The sequence below is a fragment of the Virgibacillus proomii genome, assembly GCF_900162615.1.
Lineage (GTDB): Bacteria > Bacillota > Bacilli > Bacillales > Amphibacillaceae > Virgibacillus > Virgibacillus proomii.
This window is the reverse complement of sequence record NZ_FUFN01000010.1, coordinates 415,758-434,507: the sequence shown is the minus strand read 5'-3', so window position 1 is coordinate 434,507 and position 18,750 is coordinate 415,758. Positions and strand designations below refer to the sequence as shown.

Genomic DNA, 18,750 nt, shown 5'->3' with positions numbered 1-18,750 from the left:
AAATGGATTTATATTCTTTTATGTTTTGTATCAAGCTATCTGTTTGTTCTTTAACTTGTAATTTATCGTTTTTTCAGAAAATCACTTTCTACCTTAGCTACCTTGTCGCCATTTCTAGTTAATTTTATGTAGCCATCTTCTCCAGTTACCTTGACAGTAAGGGTGCTCCCTTCTTTTATTGCTTTGTATTCATAACTTTTACCTTCAACTACGATGTTTTTGGTATTAACTTCTTTTATGCTTTTTGGATTTTAATGGAAAAGGAGTTTTTATATGGAGTGGTGGCATGATTGTATGTATTATCTAATTTTACTGAGGTCTTGGATTGGAAATCATACCCACAGAAACTCCATAACAAATTAATTCGTTAAATCTTTTGGATTTGACACTTTTAAATATCTCTTTTTCCTTTTTAAAGAAAAATAAACAGATATTAACCGTTTTTAATATGAAAAACAAACAAAAATCAGATTATTTTCCCAACATAGACTATTTTAATTTGTGCTATAATAATAGATAGTAATTTACAAGAGTTGAGTTTGAGGTGATTAAGGTTTGATGGAAATAGGTTCTTTTATTAAATTAGAACGAAAGAAGCGTAATATGACACAAGAAGAATTGTCAGAAGGCATTGTTTCAGTGTCTTATCTGTCTAAAATAGAAAATAATAAGGCAGATGTCAACCCGAATACTATAAAATTACTTTGTAATCGTTTAGGGATAGAGATAAACGATAATGAAAAAAAATATTTAGAAGTAGAAAAAAAATGCAAAGAATGGTACGATATGCTGTTTGACAGGTATGATAAACGCGTTATGACAGAGAAGTATGAAGAATTACAACAGCTAATTAGTACTAACATTAACGACCAAGCGATAACGTTTGAAATACATAAAATTCGTTATTATATCGTTTTAAGGGATTTCAAAAAAGCCTTGAAGCAAATAAATGATCTCCATGAAATGGTAGACACATTTAGTGATACACATGCCTACTATTGGTATAAATTTAAAGGGGATTATTACTCATTCAAAGAAGACTACCAACAATCTATGCAATGTTACCAATTGGCAGAGGAAAAGATTCGCTTAGCAAACATTGACGAAGTCGAAATCGCCGATTTGCATTATGCCCTTTCAATCGCCCACAGCAAACTATTAAATGGGATGGAAGCTATTAATTATGCAAAGAAAGCAATGACTGTGTTTCAGCGTGATTACAATTTTGTTCGCTGTGCACAATGCCATATACTGTTAGGAATATCATATCAAAGAATTAAAATGAATGATATTGCGATAAAAAACTACAATCAGGCTATGCGTTTAGGTAAATTAGAAAATGATGAACAAATCATTCAGTTAACCCATCTTAATCTAGGTCGCTTTTATTTAATAGTAGAAGAATCAAAACAGTCCATTAAAAATTACTCACTTGCTTTAGCAAGTGGAGATTTGGATTGTGCATCCAAATTAGAAGCTATTACTCGATTAATGCAATTTTCTTATAAAAACAGCGAATATTTGAAAGCAAAAGAATACTTACGATTGGGTGAAGATACACTTAGTTTGGTTAAAGGTGAAGAATATTATAGGTTTTACAACTACATTATCCAAGCATATGCAAAATTGTTAAGTCGGGATGTAAATAAATTTGAATCTATAATAAAAAAAGAGTTTATACCTTACCTAATGCAAAAAAAGGATTATCAATATTTAGTATTTTATGCAAAATTGTTTGCTGGTCATCTAGAGAAAAAGGGTAGGTATAAGGAAGCTATGCAGTATTACAAATTAGCAACTAGTAGTTATGACAAAATAATCAAATTAGGAGGAGGGATAGAAGATGAAAAAATTAGTAGTATCAGTGACATGTAGTATGTTACTTTTGGGCGGTTCATTGTTTGTAACTGATGCTGAGAAACCATTACATGAACCTAAACCGACAGCATTTGAACCTAAACCAACAGCAACACCATATGAACCTAAACCAACGGCTCTCTAATCTAAGTCAATTAAAAAACTATAAACCATCGAATAGCATCATGGTTTATAGTTTTTTAATTGACAATATGTTTAGCTTCCTTTCCTCTAGGACACTACTTTAACTTCCAAAAAGTCACAACCAGTGATATTGTGCTGTTCAATTAGCTCCTTTACTTTTTCTGATACAAATATTGGAATTTCGTCTCCTTTTAATTTGAATATATGTCCCTTTATTTCACTTTCTTTTAAGGCATATTTAGTAAAATTATATACCTTTTCATCCTCTAATTCGAAAACACTATAGATAGAATGAGTATAGTCAATGGCATCGACAACATTTATTATATTTGCTACTGTATAGCCTTTTAATAAATTGTTATTTTCATTGTCTTTAATATCTACTGATAGATATTGAACACTTCCTTTATCGATGTTCTCTAGTATTGATTTGAACTTAGAGGAGATAATAAACCAAGATAAATCGTTGTGTACATAATCGACCGTATTGTCACCTTCACTTGGGTTATAATAAAATACAGGTGACTCATTCCAGTTGCTTATGACCCTTCCTTCTAATAGTTCATACTGCTCACGACCACAATCATTTTCACAAAAGCAAAATATTTCGCTATCATCATGGTACTCTTTTAGTAATTTAAAATATCTCATTTTGACCTCCAGTAATCTTTGTACAGCATGTCTGGATTTTTTCTAACCTCTTCTTTTAACCTCTCGTATAGTCTCAAAAATTTCTCTTTATCACCTTTTGCAACCTTGTCAAACGCTATAATCCTTTGTAAGACAAATTCATGATAAGCGTTTGGGTGTCTACCTTGATGAGGAAGCAACTCTTTATTCCAATCACCATCTAAATCCAAACCATATTTTTTAGTGATCTTTTCAATTTTTGGAGTGTATTTTTTACTCTTGTTAGTTGCATAGTGATGTCTTTGCAGGGGTTTTCGCTTTGCAGTTATTCCACCCTTATTCACAAATTTAATTGTTCCGCCAGCTTTAATCAACTTTAGAACTTTACCATGGGGAATAATAGAAGCACCTGCTATTATCCTTTCCTTTTTAGATGCTTCTGAATCCAAAATAGTATTAACGTCATCTAAAATAAGAAAGTCCGCTGTTTCTTTTACAGCTGCTGCACTAAATTCTCTTGCTTTTACAAACGCATTTTTCGTACCATCTGCTGCTTTTTGTAACCAGCTTTTTTCTGGATCCTTTGGCTTTTGTCGGCTAGCTGGTATCGTATGAACCAATTCATAGTTAATACCTGTTTCCGATTCAAACTTCCGCACTTTCCTGCCATCAGCTAAGGTATAATAAGTTCCTTGTCTTACTCCCTTGTAATCCGAAACCTTTACTTTTGAAATAACAAGATGCTCGATGGTTGAAAACTCACTTGCAGTTAAACTATCCCCCGTTGCTGCTAAAGTAGCATGTATAGCCCGATAGCTGTAATCTATTGTTTTCAGTCCAAAATGTTTCTGCAAATAGTTAATCGGAATCGCTGCTAGTGGGATAAACTTCGAAAATAGACGTTTGCCAAGTTCCCCCATGATGACTTCTAAGTCTATGGCATTTTTTCCAGCCTTTTTCATGAGACCTTGCATCAGCTGCTGATGAATCTTTTGGTCAGCTATTTTTCTTGCTTGGTACGTTGCAATATTTATTTGACCGCTGTTTCCTAGTTCTCTAATTCGACTTACATAGTTTTTCATGGTATGGAGATCTTGCTCCACAGGCTCTAGCTTAGCTGTATTATGTCGATCAAATAGATACAGCTTTTCAATGGTCTTGTACGTCATTTTCTTTGCATGTTGTACTTTATCCAAGAACTCCCCATCATCTAAATCCCTAACATCAATAATATCTCTGACCGATCGGAGGACAGCATTTGCCTCATCGGTTAGCATCATTGCAACATGTTCTGCCCGTTTAAGTCCTCGTTGAACACCACCCGCAAGAAAATCCTCTCGAATAACTCCATTCCTGTCTGGTTCCAGTTCATTAATTGATTGTTTTATTTCCCGTAATGTATTCGAATAATTGTCAATGAACCCCTCTAGAAACAACAGAAACGGCTGGTGTACCTCTTTGTAAAAGGTTCGAATAGAATTAGCTGTCTTCCCTTTAAAAGATTCTTCTAAGGCGATAATGCCTTCTATACTTTTCTGAATGTTTTTGATTTGTGTATGTATCTGTTCTAGTTGCGCTAATGTTTGGTCGAGAAGGCTATGACATTCCCCTACATAAAGCGCTTTAATTTACATCTCCTCCCATCACAGATGAAACTCAATTCCCCCTTTAGTTGCATTATACTAAAAGTACGGAATATATTAAATTGTTTATTTATAAAGCATATAAAAAAAGAAGGAGAGTTAACCCTTCTTTTTTTTACACATATTAAACATCTTTGCTTTAGGTATAGACTCTTGAAGCCTTCCTTCTTTTGCTTTTCGTAAAATAATAAATTTTTAGACAGTCACTTTTAAAAAGTTGATGAAATTTGTCATCAATAAGAACATCCCACAGAAATTTGCTCCGTGGGATTTCTATTTCTACTATTATAGTTTCAATTAACGAAGTAATTGAAGTACACCTTGTGGCGTTTGATTAGCTTGCGCAAGCATAGATTGAGTTGCTTGAGTAAGAATGTTGTTCTTTGTGAATGCCATCATTTCTTTAGCCATATCTACGTCACGGATACGAGATTCAGCAGCAAAGTAAACCATCGGCTTACACTGTCGTTTATGACATACCAATATAGAACATGAGTTCTTGATTAGATAATAACAATTTGATATACTTATTTTATCAAATACAGGGGGTAAATCATGTTGGAAAATAAAGCCGCTGAAGTTGCAGTATCATCCATTAACTATCTTTTTTTACAACACGTAATAAACAATTCAATTTTGCTTCTATCATGCAGTTCTATTAAGAAGCGTAGGAATAGCGCTCGCATGACTCTAGATAAGCTTCTCCTTTTTATATAATTACATTTTTTCCCGCAATAATATTTCACTATCGTTAGTGTCTACAAGCAGCTTTTGTGTCGGTAAAGCAATTGCTACCCCTTCCCTATCTAAGATGTCGAGAATAGCTAGGTTCACTGCTTCTTTTACGTTTAAATATTCTCACCAATCTGTTGTATTTGTAAAAAAATATAAAAATAATTCGAACCCATTTTCTTTGTATTGATCAAAATTAACAAAAATTGTATCCTGATGTATTTCATTATTATTACGTAGTTCAAGTTCTATTTGGGAGATAACACTCTTTATTTTCTCACGAGATGTTTCATAGGTTAATCGTAAGTTGAATGAAATCTGTCGCTTTCCCATTTTACTCCAATTTGTAATTGCTTCTTTAGCCAGTGTCGCATTTGGCACAGTAACAAGCGCTTGAGCAAAGGTTCTTATTTTGGTACTGCGAAAGGAAATATCTTCAATTGTCCCTTCTACACTCGGTGTCCATACCCAATCACCAATGGTAAATGGCTTTTCCGTAATAATAATAATCCCACCAAAGAAATTGGCTAATGCATCCTTTGCAGCTAAAGCAAAAGCAAGTCCTCCTATCCCTAATCCTGCTACAAACCCATTGACATCATAGCCAAATTCTTGTGCAATAATACTAAAACTTATAGCCACTACAATAAATCGGATTGCCTTGGAAAAAAACGGAATAAGGATCGAATCGATCTTCAAATCAAATTTATCGTTCATTTTTGCAAATAACAGCGATGAAGAAGAAGATAAATTAAATAGCCCCCAACCAACCATGAAAATTACAGAAGATCTTTCTAAATGAACAAAAAAACCATTTGTATGATCTACATAGGGAAACAACCTTAAAAATATGTAGATACCAAATATTACCAAAAATCCTTCTACAGGTCGTTCAAATGCTGACTTAAGCTGCACAAACAAACCATTTAACCAATGCTTGCTCACTTTTAACAATAAGGTAAAAAAATAACGTGTAATACCTTTTCTAAAGAAGAAAATTAATAGTAAAATAACGATAGATAAACCGGTATATATTAGGTTTTTATAGGCTTGTAGAAATTGAAGAAACTCGATTGACATAATCGTGCACAACCCCCAACGAATTGTTTGCTACTATATGTATATAAGTATTTCTAGAGAATAGAAGTTGTAAGTAGTACTTTCACTTATTGGGTGAGGATAGAGATCAACAGCTGCTGCGCGTTTTTAAAAGAGATTTAATCTTTTATACTTATATAAAGTGAAAATGATTTTCTCTTTTCTATTCCCTTTATCTCCCAGCAAACTGGGCTCTAAACCTCTGGCACAACTGATTACGTTATTATACTCTTACTCTAGAAATCATATGCCGTGCTTTTTAACATGCAAAAACGCCACTATAACTAGCTAGTGGCGTTTTATTGGTGAATCAATAATAATTATTTCATACTTTCATAGTATTTACAGTTCAATAACCGCTTTTCGTTGTTGAAAATCTACATCCTGGTAATATGTATTTTTAACAAGAATATTAGGACCAAGGCATTTTACAGCCGGGCAGTGACAATTTAATGATTTTGCTGTTTTCGTCTGCATCCAGCGGTCATATGCCTCAGGAAGCGACATAGTCTGAATGTTCCCTAGTTTCGGTTCATCTCCAAAGTCAGTAACAATAATGTCACCTGAAAATATATTTACATTTAAACGGGAACGGCCATCCGGGTCATTTCTTACCGACACATTTTTTTCGTTAAATAGACGCTTTAATAAGTTTAGATCAGATTGTGAAGAACTGCATGGATAAAAAGGCAACGTACCAAACAACATCCATACACTTGTATTCCGATGATCTAATAATCGCTCGATACCTGTTCTCATTTCTTCTAAGGATAATGTCTCTAAATTACTTGCAAAGTCAACAGGGTACATCGGATGGATCTCATGACGCGAGCATCCCATTTCTAGCACATGGTCATGAATTTTTTCCAAATATGGGTATGTACGCCGATTAAGCATCGTTTCTGCAGATACCATAATACCTGCTTGAGAAATTTTTTGTGCATTTTCAACCATACGCTCAAAATATTTCTTTCGATTTTCCAACGATGGCTTTCTTTCCATCCTAGCAAATCCTGTTTCAGCGAATTCTTCTGCTGTTCCCCAATTGTGTGAAATATGCAGCACATCTAAATAAGGAAGTATTTCCTCAAAACGGCTATATGGCAAAGTTAAATTAGAATTAATCTGCGTTTTTATGCCTCGTTCATGTGCATATTTTAATAATGGTACAACATAATTGCGAACCGACTTTTTCGACATCATCGGTTCTCCTCCTGTAATACTTAACGTGCGAAGATGCGCTATTTCATCTAACCGTTGCTCTAATAATTCCAATGGTAATGCGTCAGGATCTTTTCCTTGCAGCGTATAGCCAACCGCACAATGAGCACAGCGCATGTTACAAAGTGTTGTTGTTGTAAATTCAATGTTTGATAATGTCATTTTTCCATATTGTTCAACATCCAAATATGCTTCCCATGGATCATTTTGAGGTGTAGGCTTGCTTTTGGTAATGACTTTATACTGTTTACTCATTTTAACTACTCCTATCTTATAACTCCCATCATAAGTATGAATAAAGGTTAGGGCTTATGTCAACGCAAAATGCTATGTAACTTTAATTAATAACATACAACAGAGAACCCCTCTATTGAAGTTGTTAACCATCTGAAGATTATGGCTTTATTGGACAGACTGGAAAGATCATTGATTGAGACAGATCAAATTAAAAAGACTATTTCCTATTGGATTGAAACTGAAATTGGGCGTATCTGTACCACATGAGGAATTTTACTAAATTGGATAGTTCCAAAATAATTTTAATTAATGCTTTACAGTATACTTAAGATGCGCTAAATTAATTATTGTGCTTAAGCTTTCTATTAAGCAATACTGAAAAAGATTATAAGTGAGGACTTTTTCACATGAAAAACTCTCCTTTCTTTTTAGATTAACATAGGAGGTTGATTATAGATGAATTCAAAGACGGAGATTACAAAAGCAAGGGTATACCTAGCCTCTCCATTTTTCAATGATGAGCAGGTTGAGAGAGTAAAAAGAGTCGAGCAGGCATTAGAGACGAATCCTTTTGTTGAAGCTTATTTCTCTCCTAGAAAGGAGCAACTTGACTTTCTTCCTTTTGGCTCTCCTCAGTGGGCTAATGCAGTTTATCAAAATGACATCAAAAATATTGATTGGGCTACTCATGTTGTTGCTGTAATTGATTATGATGGAGAAACTTTCTTACATGGTGAAAGGCATGGACATGTTGACTCAGGAACAGCTATGGAGATTGGTTATGCTGTAGCTACCGGAAAGCCAGTGATCTTAGTCCATGAAAAAGGAGGCATTGTCAATCTAATGCTGTCAGAGAGCTGTCATGCTTACCTGACTGGCACTGATTATGTTGCTGAATATAACTTTTTGAAAATGCCACAGATTCAATATAAAGGCGGCTATATTTAATGACCTGGTTAATGGAGAGTCTAAGACAATTAGAAAAATAGGTAACGAAAAAATTGGAAGAAGACTGATGCTAACAGTATTGATGTAGAAAGTGCGCTAAAATACTGTATAATATAAATTCAATATTGCAGTATGGTGGTAAATACTGTCACTATAAGTACTCTGGGAAAGTTGTATTACTGCTTGATGATGGCTAACTATAACAGTGAAACAGGAAAGAGGCTGGCACATAACTAAAACAGTTGATTAAAAAACGAACCATAAATCGTCCTTGTACTATAGGAAAGTATAAAATTTTATGGTTTATAGTATAAGAAAAACTACGGCTTTCGCTAAGGAATTGGCGATAAGCCAAGATTTTCTAATGTATACGTAAGTTTTTAGCGTAGTCAACATATGTATACTCCTCTCGGGAATAGCTCGAGCTGAAGATCCCGCAGGAAAGCGATTTTTGCTTTCCGAGGAAGCTGAGGCCGGGCCCGCGGAAAGCGAAATATGTTGACGTAGCGAGGATAGGATTTTTTAACACAAACAAACCGAACAATTATAAGTGAATTGTTCGGTTTTTGCTATTTAGTATTTGCTTTTTTCCCAGCTCCTTTTACTATATCTGCTGTCAAACTTTTAGCTAGTTTAAAGAGTATTTCTTTATTATGTTTATTTTTCCTCTCTCAAGCCGATTTATAATATTGGTTATATCTTCTATACAATAATATCAAATTTGCATTGATTTACGGTTAAACACCACGACGATGTGCTATATTAAAACAGCGGTATGACCATATAACGGACTGATTTTTTCTGCATCATGAGCCTCCCTGTTATACTTAACGTGCGCAAATGAGGAATTTCATCAAGTCTTTTCTCCAGTAACCACAGTGAGCACAGCACGTATTACAAAGCGTTGTTGTCGTAATTTCAATGTTCGATAGTTTCATCCTTCCATGCTGTTCCACATCTAAATAAGCTCCCTAAGGTGCAATAGAAGAAGTTGGAATATTGCCAAATTCTTTTTTGCGTTTGCTAGAGGTTAATGTTTACATAAAACTAGATTCATCGCCCGGTATCGTCAACAGCCTCAACCTGTACGCATTCATTGCCGTCTCTCCTAACTGACCCAGTAAATTATAGTTTGCATATGCTCCAACCACCGCACCAAATCCAGGAACCATTTGCAACAATTTAACCAAGTCTATATAATCACGGTATTCTTGTTGAAAAACTTGCCAATCCATTTCTACCAGCTTATGCTTTTCCTGTTCCCAATTTTCAATGGTGTACATGGTTTGCTTTCGCGTCTTATCATTTGAAAAAGCAAGCTGAAAGACGTGCAAAATAAATAAGCGCTCTTCGTACTCTTTTGTATTAAAACCGTAAATAGAAGCGGCTTCGAATAAAAATTTCACCTTAATTGATAATAGTAACGGAAAATCAGCTAAACTAAGAAATATTCCTCCTGCACCTGTACCTGCTCCTTCAATCGTGGCTGTTTTCCGATAGGTTACTAATTTTCCTTTCACCAGTTCATCTTGCTTATATAAATTCTTCTCTTGAATAAGTGGCTTTTTTGTCATCATCTGTGACCCTGTCAAAATGGCTCTCACCATGTTTTTTATACTTTCAGTAATAAAGCGTTGTGCTTTTGCAGGGATCCAACTATTTATTTTCGATTGTGCTTTTTTAGAGACTTGGTTAAATAAGTTAGGTTTTTGATACATTTTCTTTCTCCAACAAGTAAGTTCTCGTTGTACCGTTTGTTCATAAGAAACCATTTAAACACCTCCTTCAAATGAACAACACTAATATATTGTATATTTCCATGGTTTCTTATTTTATTGTATACTATTTATTAAACAATATATTTATTTGATAAAGACCTGCGGTAATGTATCAAAGTAAATAAATAATTATTTGGTAATCAAGGTTCAAATTCTTAAAAAGACAAACCTCAAGCTAGACTAGTAATAAATTGGAAATTACTGAATGATCTAATAAGATTTTTGAAGCTAATTATTATGCTTCATTAAGTAATACCTAAACATAATATACGAGGGGGATCAGATATGCCGATACCTGTAAATCATTCTAAACCAGTTCGACAATCCGCTAAAGAAAGCGCATTTAATCAAATTCAACAATGGATTATCGATGGCACCCTGCAGCCTGGAGAAAAATTGAATGATTCAGAGCTAGCACAAGCATTAGGAATAAGTAGGACTCCTGTTCGCGAGTCTTTACAATTATTGGAGACGCAAGGGTTTGTTCAAATGTTTCCAGGCAAAGCGACACAGGTTACAGAAGTGGAAAAAGAATCGATAAATGATCTTTTGCCGCCCTTAGCTGTACTACAAGCGTTGTCTGCTGAATTGGCGATTGAAAATTTAAACGAAGAAACATTGGAGCAATTGAGAAACACAAATGAACGATTTGCAAAAGCCATTCATTCAGAGAATTACTATGCAGCTTTGAAAATTGATGAACAATTCCACCAAATTATTGTTGACACTGCAAATAACCCTTATATTCATAGAATTGTAGCAAATTTACAAGCACATGTTAGACGCTTATTTTTCCACAACTCCATCATTTTAACAGAAAAGTCCATACAGGAACATAAAAAAATTATTCAACTAATGAAAGAAGGAAAAAAAGAACCTCTTTCTGAACTCATGAAGGAGAATTGGCTTCGGACAATAGAAGAATTTCAGGCTCAAAAATAATCCTATATACATGCCTATTTAAAAGATTAAAGGGACAAAGATTTGGAAGAACTTTTAGCTAGACAAAGGGGGTTCTGAAAAGCCCTATAGAAAGACTGTAATCATGGGATTTTTCTTTCAAAAACGATCAACCATAAATTACCTTCCTGCTTCATTATTTTGAAATGAGGGGTGTTTCCTAATTTAAATAAAACGAAAACGATTACACATTAATACTTCAACTGCTTTTATCTTTCAACCATTCTTAATGTATGCTACTACACACGATATTCTTTGATCATGTCATTAGAACCAATGTATCTAGATTTATGCAATAAGAAAAATACGACTTCTTACATGCGGGAAATGGAAACATGCCTCTAAAACAGGGGGATGCCACACTTCACGGTAAGCCCGCTTTTAGTCGACCTTCCGCCGATGGTGACTTATTGAAGGAAGAAGTTCGAAGTTTTATAGCGATTTGAGGACACTAAGCTACATACAACAAATATCAGCCGTGATGTACAAACGGATATAATTTCCGCATACAATAAAAAAAGGACCGCTCATTCACAAGCAGGTCCTTTTTTATAAGCCTATTTACTTACCGCTTCCACTGCTGTTGCTTTGTGTACCCACTGTACCACACCAGTAATTATTAGGACAATAACTGCTGGTACAAGCCAGCCGAGTCCTTGTTCATACATTGGTAAAATCTCTTTATAGAAATTGATGATTGGAGCTAACCAGTCAAAGTAAGGAATTTTCAAGGAATCGCATAATGCCTTCAATCCATCAACACTACTAATTAAGATCGTAATAACAGTCACAGAGATGTATACTAGTTTCGCATGATTAAATAATGGTGATAAAAATGCTAATAACATTAATACAATTGCTAATGGGTACAAGAACATAAGCACTGGCACAGAGTAGGTAATAATATTTGTTAAACCGAAATTCGCAATGGTAAATGTAAATATTGAAAACATTAAAACAAATTTCCGATAGCTAATATTAGGGAATAAGGTGTGAAAATATTCAGAACAGGAGATTGTTAAACCAATACTTGTCGTTAAACAAGCCAAAATAATTACAATAGCTAATAGAATCATACCGAATGTTCCAAAATAATGCGTTGCTGCACTGCTTAAAACAGGAGCACCTGTATCAAATATTCCATAAGCCTCCGTACTTGTAGCCCCCAAATAAGCTATCCCTAGGTAGATGGAACCAAGCAAAACAATTGCAACAGATCCGGACTTAGCAGTTGCCCGTAAAATTTCTTTTTTTGAGCTGATTCCAAAGGAACGAATTGCTTTAATTACAATAATCCCAAACACAAGTGATGCCAGTGCATCCATGGTATTATAACCTTCGATAAATCCTTTTACAAAAGGTCCATTTTGGTATATTTCTTGTGGAGTTTCAAACGAACCCATTGGTTTTATAAACACCATTGCAAGTAAAATAAACAGTAAAATTACAATTCCTGGTGCTAACAGTTTACCGACATAGTCAACAATTTTTGAAGGATAAAGAGAAAATGCTAACGTAACCCCAAAAAACAGCAAAGTAAAAATAAATAGTCCGATTTGTGCGAATTCTCCGCCTATAAAACCAGAAATACCAATATCATATGCAACAGTACCTGTTCTTGGTGCAGCGAAAAAAGGTCCAATTGTTAAATAGAGCAAAGATGTAAATAATACTCCGTAGATTGGATGAACTCTGCTGGCTAAGTCTTGAAGACTCTCACTGCCTGAAAAGCTCATCGCTAACACACCTAATAGCGGTAATCCTACTCCCGTAATTAAAAAACCGGCAACTGCTTGCCATACATTTGCTCCTGATAATTGTCCTAGTTGGGCGGGAAAAATCAAGTTTCCAGCTCCGAAAAATAGTGCGAATAACATTACGCCTATCGCAGTATAAGTAGAAAATGATAGTTTTTCCTTCATGATATGGTGTACTCTCCCAGTCGTAAATTATAATATATGCAATATATCGCTGGAATATATCATACTATTATTTATACTAACATGCAATATATTACTCAAATTATTTCCACATTTCGATGTATAGTCGAAAAATTGTCACATATCCATTTTATAAAAATATTGATTATAAAAGAAAAATGCCATTAGCATTGGAAAAAACAAGTAAATCTTCAATCAATAAGAGATAAAAAAACCCCACTGATTGTTAGAATGAACATAATCAGACTTCTAACATGCCGTTGGATCTCACGCTTATTCTGCTAGGGTTCACCTCATGGCATGGATGAGAGGTCTACGGCCAGTTCCGTGCGGGATAAAAGGGTTTTAATTCGGTATGGAAACAGTAAACTGCTGCAAAATACCTTATTAAACAATCAAAACTCTACCCCGTCACCCTGAAAGAAGGGTTTTTCAGATGGCTTTTTTCTAAAACCTTCGCAAAAAACAGCAGATTTTTAGGCGAGAGAAATAAAGCACACTTACATTAGGTTAAAAGAGCAAGAGACAGAAAAACCGATGTTGCTATCATAAGTTTGTTAGTCCTAAGCGGCTTAAGCTGACGACGAAGCTTCTTTTAAAAAAGATGTTCATCATCTAAAAACAGATATGCGTTACTACACAATAAAGAAGAGACTGACGAATCAGTCTCTCATTAATCAGCTAGTTGCTGATGAGCAAACTTCCGATATAACGAATGCTTTTCTAATAACTCCTCATGTTTTCCCATTCCTGTTAATTGACCATTTTCAATAAAAATAATTTTATCCGCATCTACAATCGTTGCTAGACGGTGAGCAATAACAAAAGTTGTTCGCCCCTTCATTAGTCGCGTTAAAGCTTGTTGGACGACTTTTTCCGATTGACTATCCAAACTCGCAGTTGCTTCGTCCATCATAAGGATTTTCGGGTTCCGTAAAAATGCACGAGCAATGTTAATCCGTTGCCTTTGACCACCGGATAGTGTAATACCTCGCTCTCCTACCTTCGTATTTAATTGATCTGGAAAATCAGCAATAAATTCATCTGCATAAGCCATTGCTGCTACTGCCCATAGTTTTTCATCCGGAATTTCATTCGCATTCTCGAGTCCATAGGTAAGATTTTCACGTATCGTCCCTGCAACCATCGCACTTTCCTGGGAAACATAACCTATCTGCTTCCGCCAGTCGGTTAACGATAAATCCTGAATAGATGTATCACCAATAAGAATATCTCCTTTTGTTGGCTGATAATACCGTTCAAGTAAGCTAAATAACGTTGTTTTTCCTGCACCGCTTGGGCCTGCTAAAGCAATCATTTCTCCAGGATAAGCGGTAAAGGTGATATTTTCTAATACCATATCTTTGTCATTATACGCAAATGATACATTACGAAAATAAATCGGCTGATGCGAAATATCTTGGTGAATACGAGTTGTACCTTGTTCTGTAGTCTCTTCGTCCAGCTCTAATATTGCTATAATTCGCTCGGTTGCTCCTTTTGCCTTTTGTAATTGAGTAAAGAACATAGCAAATGACGTGATTGGCATTACAATTTGAAATAAATATAGGAGAAAAGCAACAAGTGATCCCGTCGACATCGTACCATTTGCAACACGGATGCCTCCATATCCAATGATAATAACAACTACTGCCATTATGATGGAATACATAATTGGACTAATTAATGCAAGTATCTTTGACTCCTTCAATCCAAGCAAAAGCAGTTTACCAATCCCCTTAATTCCTTTTTCTGCTTCATAATGCTCTGCCGTAGAAGATTTCATTAGGCGAATTTCACTTAATGTTTGTTGAATATCACCAGTGAATACAGCTGTTTCATCTTGTAAACTACGTGAAATCTTAGACATTTTTCTACCTAAAGGCACCATGAACGCAATCGTAACTGGTACAGATATAAGCATCATTAACGTCATTTTCCAATCCATAACGAGCAGGATAATTATCGAACCAATTATTGATATAATCCCACTTATAAATTGTGGAAAATATTGTGAGATTAAGTCTTTTACTACCGCCGTATCATTAACAATCCGACTAACCGATTTTCCACTATTCGTCTTATCAAAATATCTAACTGGCAAACGGATAAATTTTAACCACATACGTTCTCGTAATCTTGCTACAATTTTTTGACCAACTGCAGCTAACATGTAAATCGAAATACCATCAATAATTGCCTGAAAAATAAACACTGCACTAATCGCTAAAATAAGCATCCAACTGATAGACTCAATCGAAAAGCCATCTACTAATTCCTTTGTCAATACCGGAATAGATAAGCCAATAATAGTGGTAATTACACTGCCGATTAAGCCAACAAATAAAGCAAATTTTGGTATATTTGTAGATAAAATAAAAGAAATGAACTGTTTTAAACCTTGATTATCCTTTTTCATTTAAATAGACTACCTCCACTTTTACACATTGGACAGTTTATTGTTATACGTAATTTGATTCGAACATAAAGTGAAACTTCTTTCCGTGGAACACGGAATATTAGTTGAACGAATCGGGCATTTAGGTGCCGTTTTCTCTCTCCTGAGCTTCTCTATATTCCTTAACTCTTGATGAGAGAGACTTACGGCACCTTACATGCGGGATAAAGTGAAACTTCTTTCCGTGGAACACGGAATGTTAGTACCGCAAGGGTATGACCTAAAGGCCCTTGAACGAATCGGGCATTTAGGTGCCGTTTTCTCTCTCCTGAACTTCTCCATGTTCCTTCAACTCTTGATGAGGGAGACTACGGCACCTTACATGCGGGATAAAATCAAGAGGTTGTTCAAAAAGCAAGGTGAACATGACACGATTGCCTTCGTGGTTTAGAAAACAATATCAGTTCCTGCATAGTAGATAACTTTTTTGAAAGATATCTCGTCTCGCATCAGCTAAAGCGTTCATGCTGCTATTTAACTTCGCTATATAGCGATTGTGCTTAATCGCAACGTTACAAAAAAGGGGGGCTAAGGTCTTATTTTTAAGCCCCTGATTTTGAACAGGAATCCTCTTTCCATATTCAATATAAAATATGACGTAAGGTAATGCACAAGTAAAATAATAAAAAGAGTGCTTCTATTTACTTTTCGATTGGTTTAAATATAAAGGAAACACTTAGTTATTTACTTTTTTGTTCCATTGTACATATATTATGCTATTATTAACAAGAATTGAGAAGTGAAGTATATAGATTTACTAGAAAAAGAACATAAATCGATTAACTACGTGCATTCTATAAAATCAGATGAAGCTTTGTATATATTTTTTTCACAGATAAAAGAAGTCCTAGATTCGGAATTTTTCAGTTATTATTCACAACTGTCATGGAACCGCCAATAATAATGGTATCACATCGCTTTTATAAGATGATTTGAAGAAGTGTTTTTTAATAAAAAATCACCGCTTGATACAGTGAAACAAGCGAGAATACGATAAAATGGATAGGCAAGACATCTTATCTATTTAATAATAGCTAGTATAGTAGCTTACTATACAGGTGAATTTTACCTGAAAGAGTTTCCTAAATGTTTTTTTGCAGCTTGTAAACATATTTGTAATTGGTTTCCCCATAATGTATTTTGAATATCGAGAAAAGATAAACAAACCTTTTAGTAGTGATCTAGATACAGCTTTTAGTTCCATTTATGAAGGTTACTATAGAAAAAATAGGAAGTGAGTAGAACAAAATGAAATGATTTAAGATATTCAATTTTTATATGATAGCTAAAACAATTTGACCATTTAAATTTTTACTAAAAATAAAAGAGCCTAATAAGCTCTTATTTTTAGGGAAAGCGGATTGTTTATACATTTTATTATTTCTAGTTTTCAAATACATTTTTATTTTTACAACGGAAGATTTGCTGATCTACAGCTCCTCTTCAAAAATTAACGCTCGCTCGAATCACTGACTTTAGAGAAGTCATTAAACTAGAATTATCCTTCCATATCTCGTTGTTTATAACCGATAAAGCCTAAGACCATAAATACAAAAGAGACACCAGTTAATATCAATATCGTGAACCAGTTTATATCTTCAATTGGAAATTGCGGAATGTACCCGTATGGAGACAGTTTACTCATCCATTCTGGAAATTGAATTAAGTTTCCCAAATATACAACAATAAAAGAATAAATTAAATATAACCACATCCAATTGCTAACTTTAGGTGAAATCCCAATGAGAAGTACTGCTAACCCAATCATTACCCAAACAGCAGGTAAATAAATGAAAGCGGCCTGAAAAACAACCTTTATATCCAACCCTCCATCAACAACAACCGTTCCTGTTACCCACAATCCAATAGCGGAAAGGGAAAGCATTACCACAGAAACAATTATAGAGATAGCTAACGAGCTTCCTAGCAAAATTGATCGTGACACCGCTCTACTTAATAGATGCTCCATTCGATTGTTTTTTTCTTCACTAATGACCTTTAGCACCGCCATTAACACCGGTACTGTACTTAACATCGCCATAATACTCATTAGCATTGGAATAAATTGTTCGATCAACGAAAATCCTTTTATAGAAGGAAGCATTTGTTGCATCAGATCTATGTCTGCTAAAAAAGCATCTAAGTCGCCAAGTACTGATCCATACGCAGCGCCAATTATAAATAAGCCAACTCCCCACGAAATCATAGCTGTACGCTGCAATCGAAATAATAGACCAAACGGACTCAGTAATAAAACAGAAGCGTTTCGTTTTCCTGGTCTGGAAGGCAGAAAACCAGCCCCAATATCACGTATCGTGTTTAAATAAAGCGCAATAAGACAAAGAAGAAAAGCTGTTCCTACAGTTAATAAAATCGGCCACCAATAATTATTAACATATACTTCTGAGCTGAGAATCCACCCTAAAGGTGATAACCAAGATAATACCTCATTACCAACATCGCCAATAGCGCGCAATAGATAAGCAAGACCTAATATAAAAAAAGCAAATCCTGTTGCTAGTCGGGAGCTTTCCGTTAATTGGGCAACGATAGCGGTTATTGATGTAAAGAAAAAGCCGATTGCCCCTAAAGCAGCTCCATATAGGATCGATCCGTTTAAATCAATACTTTCGATATGAAGAGCTGCAAGCCCCAAGCCTGTCATGAATGCTAAAATTAAATTGATTAGTAATCCCATTATCAATGTTGCCAGTAGACTGGACAATCTTCCTGTTGGTAATGAACGGATTAGCTCCATTCGCCCATCTTCTTCCTCTGCTCGTGTATGACGGGTAACGAACAAAATACTCATAATTGCAACAACGATTGCAGTAAAGAGTAGCATTTGATGAGCCATCATAGCACCGGAAGTATAGTTTTCCAGACCATATCCTGTTCCGACCATCGCTGTCATCGCCGGATTACGCATCGTTTCAGCTAGTATCTGCCTATCTTCTTTAGTCGGATATAAATCAGAGAATGAGATAGCTACGATTACGGTTACAAGAAATAAAGAGATTAGCCAAAGCGAAATCCGCAATCGATCTTGTTTTAGTAAAAAGCGACACAGGTTTCCTGTATGTTTCGTTAAATGATTTATCATG

At 35.0% G+C, this 18,750-nt stretch carries 12 protein-coding genes and 2 pseudogenes; 4 read left to right on the top strand and 10 right to left on the bottom strand.

What is annotated here, in order from left to right:
- The first annotated feature begins 558 nt into the window (after nt 1–558).
- Both BN1066_RS10005 and BN1066_RS20220 read left to right on the top strand, forming a co-directional pair.
- Entirely contained in the window at nt 559–1,875 is a 1,317-nt protein-coding gene (locus BN1066_RS10005; RefSeq protein ID WP_077319302.1) for a helix-turn-helix domain-containing protein, read from the top strand.
- Complete coding sequence (locus BN1066_RS20220) at nt 1,844–2,002, top strand: hypothetical protein (RefSeq protein ID WP_179104351.1); 159 nt, start codon at nt 1,844–1,846, stop codon at nt 2,000–2,002. Before BN1066_RS10005 ends, BN1066_RS20220 begins: the two co-directional genes overlap by 32 nt.
- Before the next feature lie 86 nt (nt 2,003–2,088).
- On the opposite strand, the gene BN1066_RS10000 is transcribed toward BN1066_RS20220, so the two are convergent.
- The 5 genes and pseudogenes from BN1066_RS10000 to yfkAB all read right to left on the bottom strand — a co-directional run bounded on the left by BN1066_RS10000 (nt 2,089) and on the right by yfkAB (nt 7,580).
- Nucleotides 2,089–2,652 carry an Imm43 family immunity protein gene (locus tag BN1066_RS10000; RefSeq protein WP_077319301.1) on the bottom strand — a complete coding sequence of 188 codons (564 nt, stop codon included), beginning with the start codon at nt 2,650–2,652 and terminating at the stop codon, nt 2,089–2,091.
- Entirely contained in the window at nt 2,649–4,259 is a 1,611-nt protein-coding gene (locus BN1066_RS20780) for a T7SS effector LXG polymorphic toxin (RefSeq protein WP_245799840.1), read from the bottom strand. Before BN1066_RS20780 ends, BN1066_RS10000 begins: the two co-directional genes overlap by 4 nt.
- Nucleotides 4,260–4,571: 312 nt before the next feature.
- A pseudogene (locus BN1066_RS09990) lies at nt 4,572–4,715 on the bottom strand (flagellin); the annotation flags it as partial.
- A gap of 417 nt (nt 4,716–5,132) precedes the next feature.
- A complete protein-coding gene (locus BN1066_RS09985; protein ID WP_342745603.1) occupies nt 5,133–6,086 on the bottom strand; it encodes a mechanosensitive ion channel family protein in 954 nt (317 codons plus the stop codon).
- A 360-nt stretch (nt 6,087–6,446) separates the two neighbouring features.
- Nucleotides 6,447–7,580 carry a radical SAM/CxCxxxxC motif protein YfkAB gene (yfkAB, locus tag BN1066_RS09980; RefSeq protein WP_077319299.1) on the bottom strand — a complete coding sequence of 378 codons (1,134 nt, stop codon included), beginning with the start codon at nt 7,578–7,580 and terminating at the stop codon, nt 6,447–6,449.
- A gap of 438 nt (nt 7,581–8,018) precedes the next feature.
- Here yfkAB and BN1066_RS09975 point away from each other — a divergent pair, with 438 nt between their 5' ends.
- Nucleotides 8,019–8,510, top strand: a complete 492-nt coding sequence (locus BN1066_RS09975) for a nucleoside 2-deoxyribosyltransferase (protein ID WP_077319298.1) — start codon at nt 8,019–8,021, stop codon at nt 8,508–8,510.
- A gap of 740 nt (nt 8,511–9,250) precedes the next feature.
- On the opposite strand, the pseudogene BN1066_RS20775 reads toward BN1066_RS09975, so the two are convergent.
- Together BN1066_RS20775 and BN1066_RS09965 are read right to left on the bottom strand one after the other, a co-directional pair.
- Nucleotides 9,251–9,466 (bottom strand): annotated as a pseudogene (locus BN1066_RS20775) (radical SAM/CxCxxxxC motif protein YfkAB); the annotation flags it as partial.
- A gap of 81 nt (nt 9,467–9,547) precedes the next feature.
- Nucleotides 9,548–10,282 (bottom strand): EcsC family protein, encoded by a 735-nt coding sequence (locus tag BN1066_RS09965; protein ID WP_077319297.1) that lies wholly within the window; start codon nt 10,280–10,282, stop codon nt 9,548–9,550.
- 291 nt (nt 10,283–10,573) lie between these two features.
- On the opposite strand from BN1066_RS09965, the gene BN1066_RS09960 reads away from it, so the two are divergent.
- Nucleotides 10,574–11,230 (top strand): GntR family transcriptional regulator, encoded by a 657-nt coding sequence (locus BN1066_RS09960; protein WP_077319296.1) that lies wholly within the window; start codon nt 10,574–10,576, stop codon nt 11,228–11,230.
- 575 nt (nt 11,231–11,805) lie between these two features.
- On the opposite strand, the gene brnQ is transcribed toward BN1066_RS09960, so the two are convergent.
- The 3 genes from brnQ to BN1066_RS09940 form a co-directional block, all read right to left on the bottom strand.
- Nucleotides 11,806–13,170, bottom strand: coding sequence for a branched-chain amino acid transport system II carrier protein (gene brnQ, locus BN1066_RS09955; protein ID WP_077319295.1), 1,365 nt, complete (start codon nt 13,168–13,170; stop codon nt 11,806–11,808).
- 691 nt (nt 13,171–13,861) lie between these two features.
- The gene (locus BN1066_RS09950; RefSeq protein WP_077319294.1) at nt 13,862–15,607 is read right to left on the bottom strand and encodes an ABC transporter ATP-binding protein; all 1,746 of its coding nucleotides are present in this window, start codon (nt 15,605–15,607) and stop codon (nt 13,862–13,864) included.
- 1,537 nt (nt 15,608–17,144) lie between these two features.
- Entirely contained in the window at nt 17,145–18,749 is a 1,605-nt protein-coding gene (locus BN1066_RS09940; RefSeq protein WP_077319292.1) for an ABC transporter permease, read from the bottom strand.
- Between the last annotated feature and the right edge of the window lies 1 nt (nt 18,750).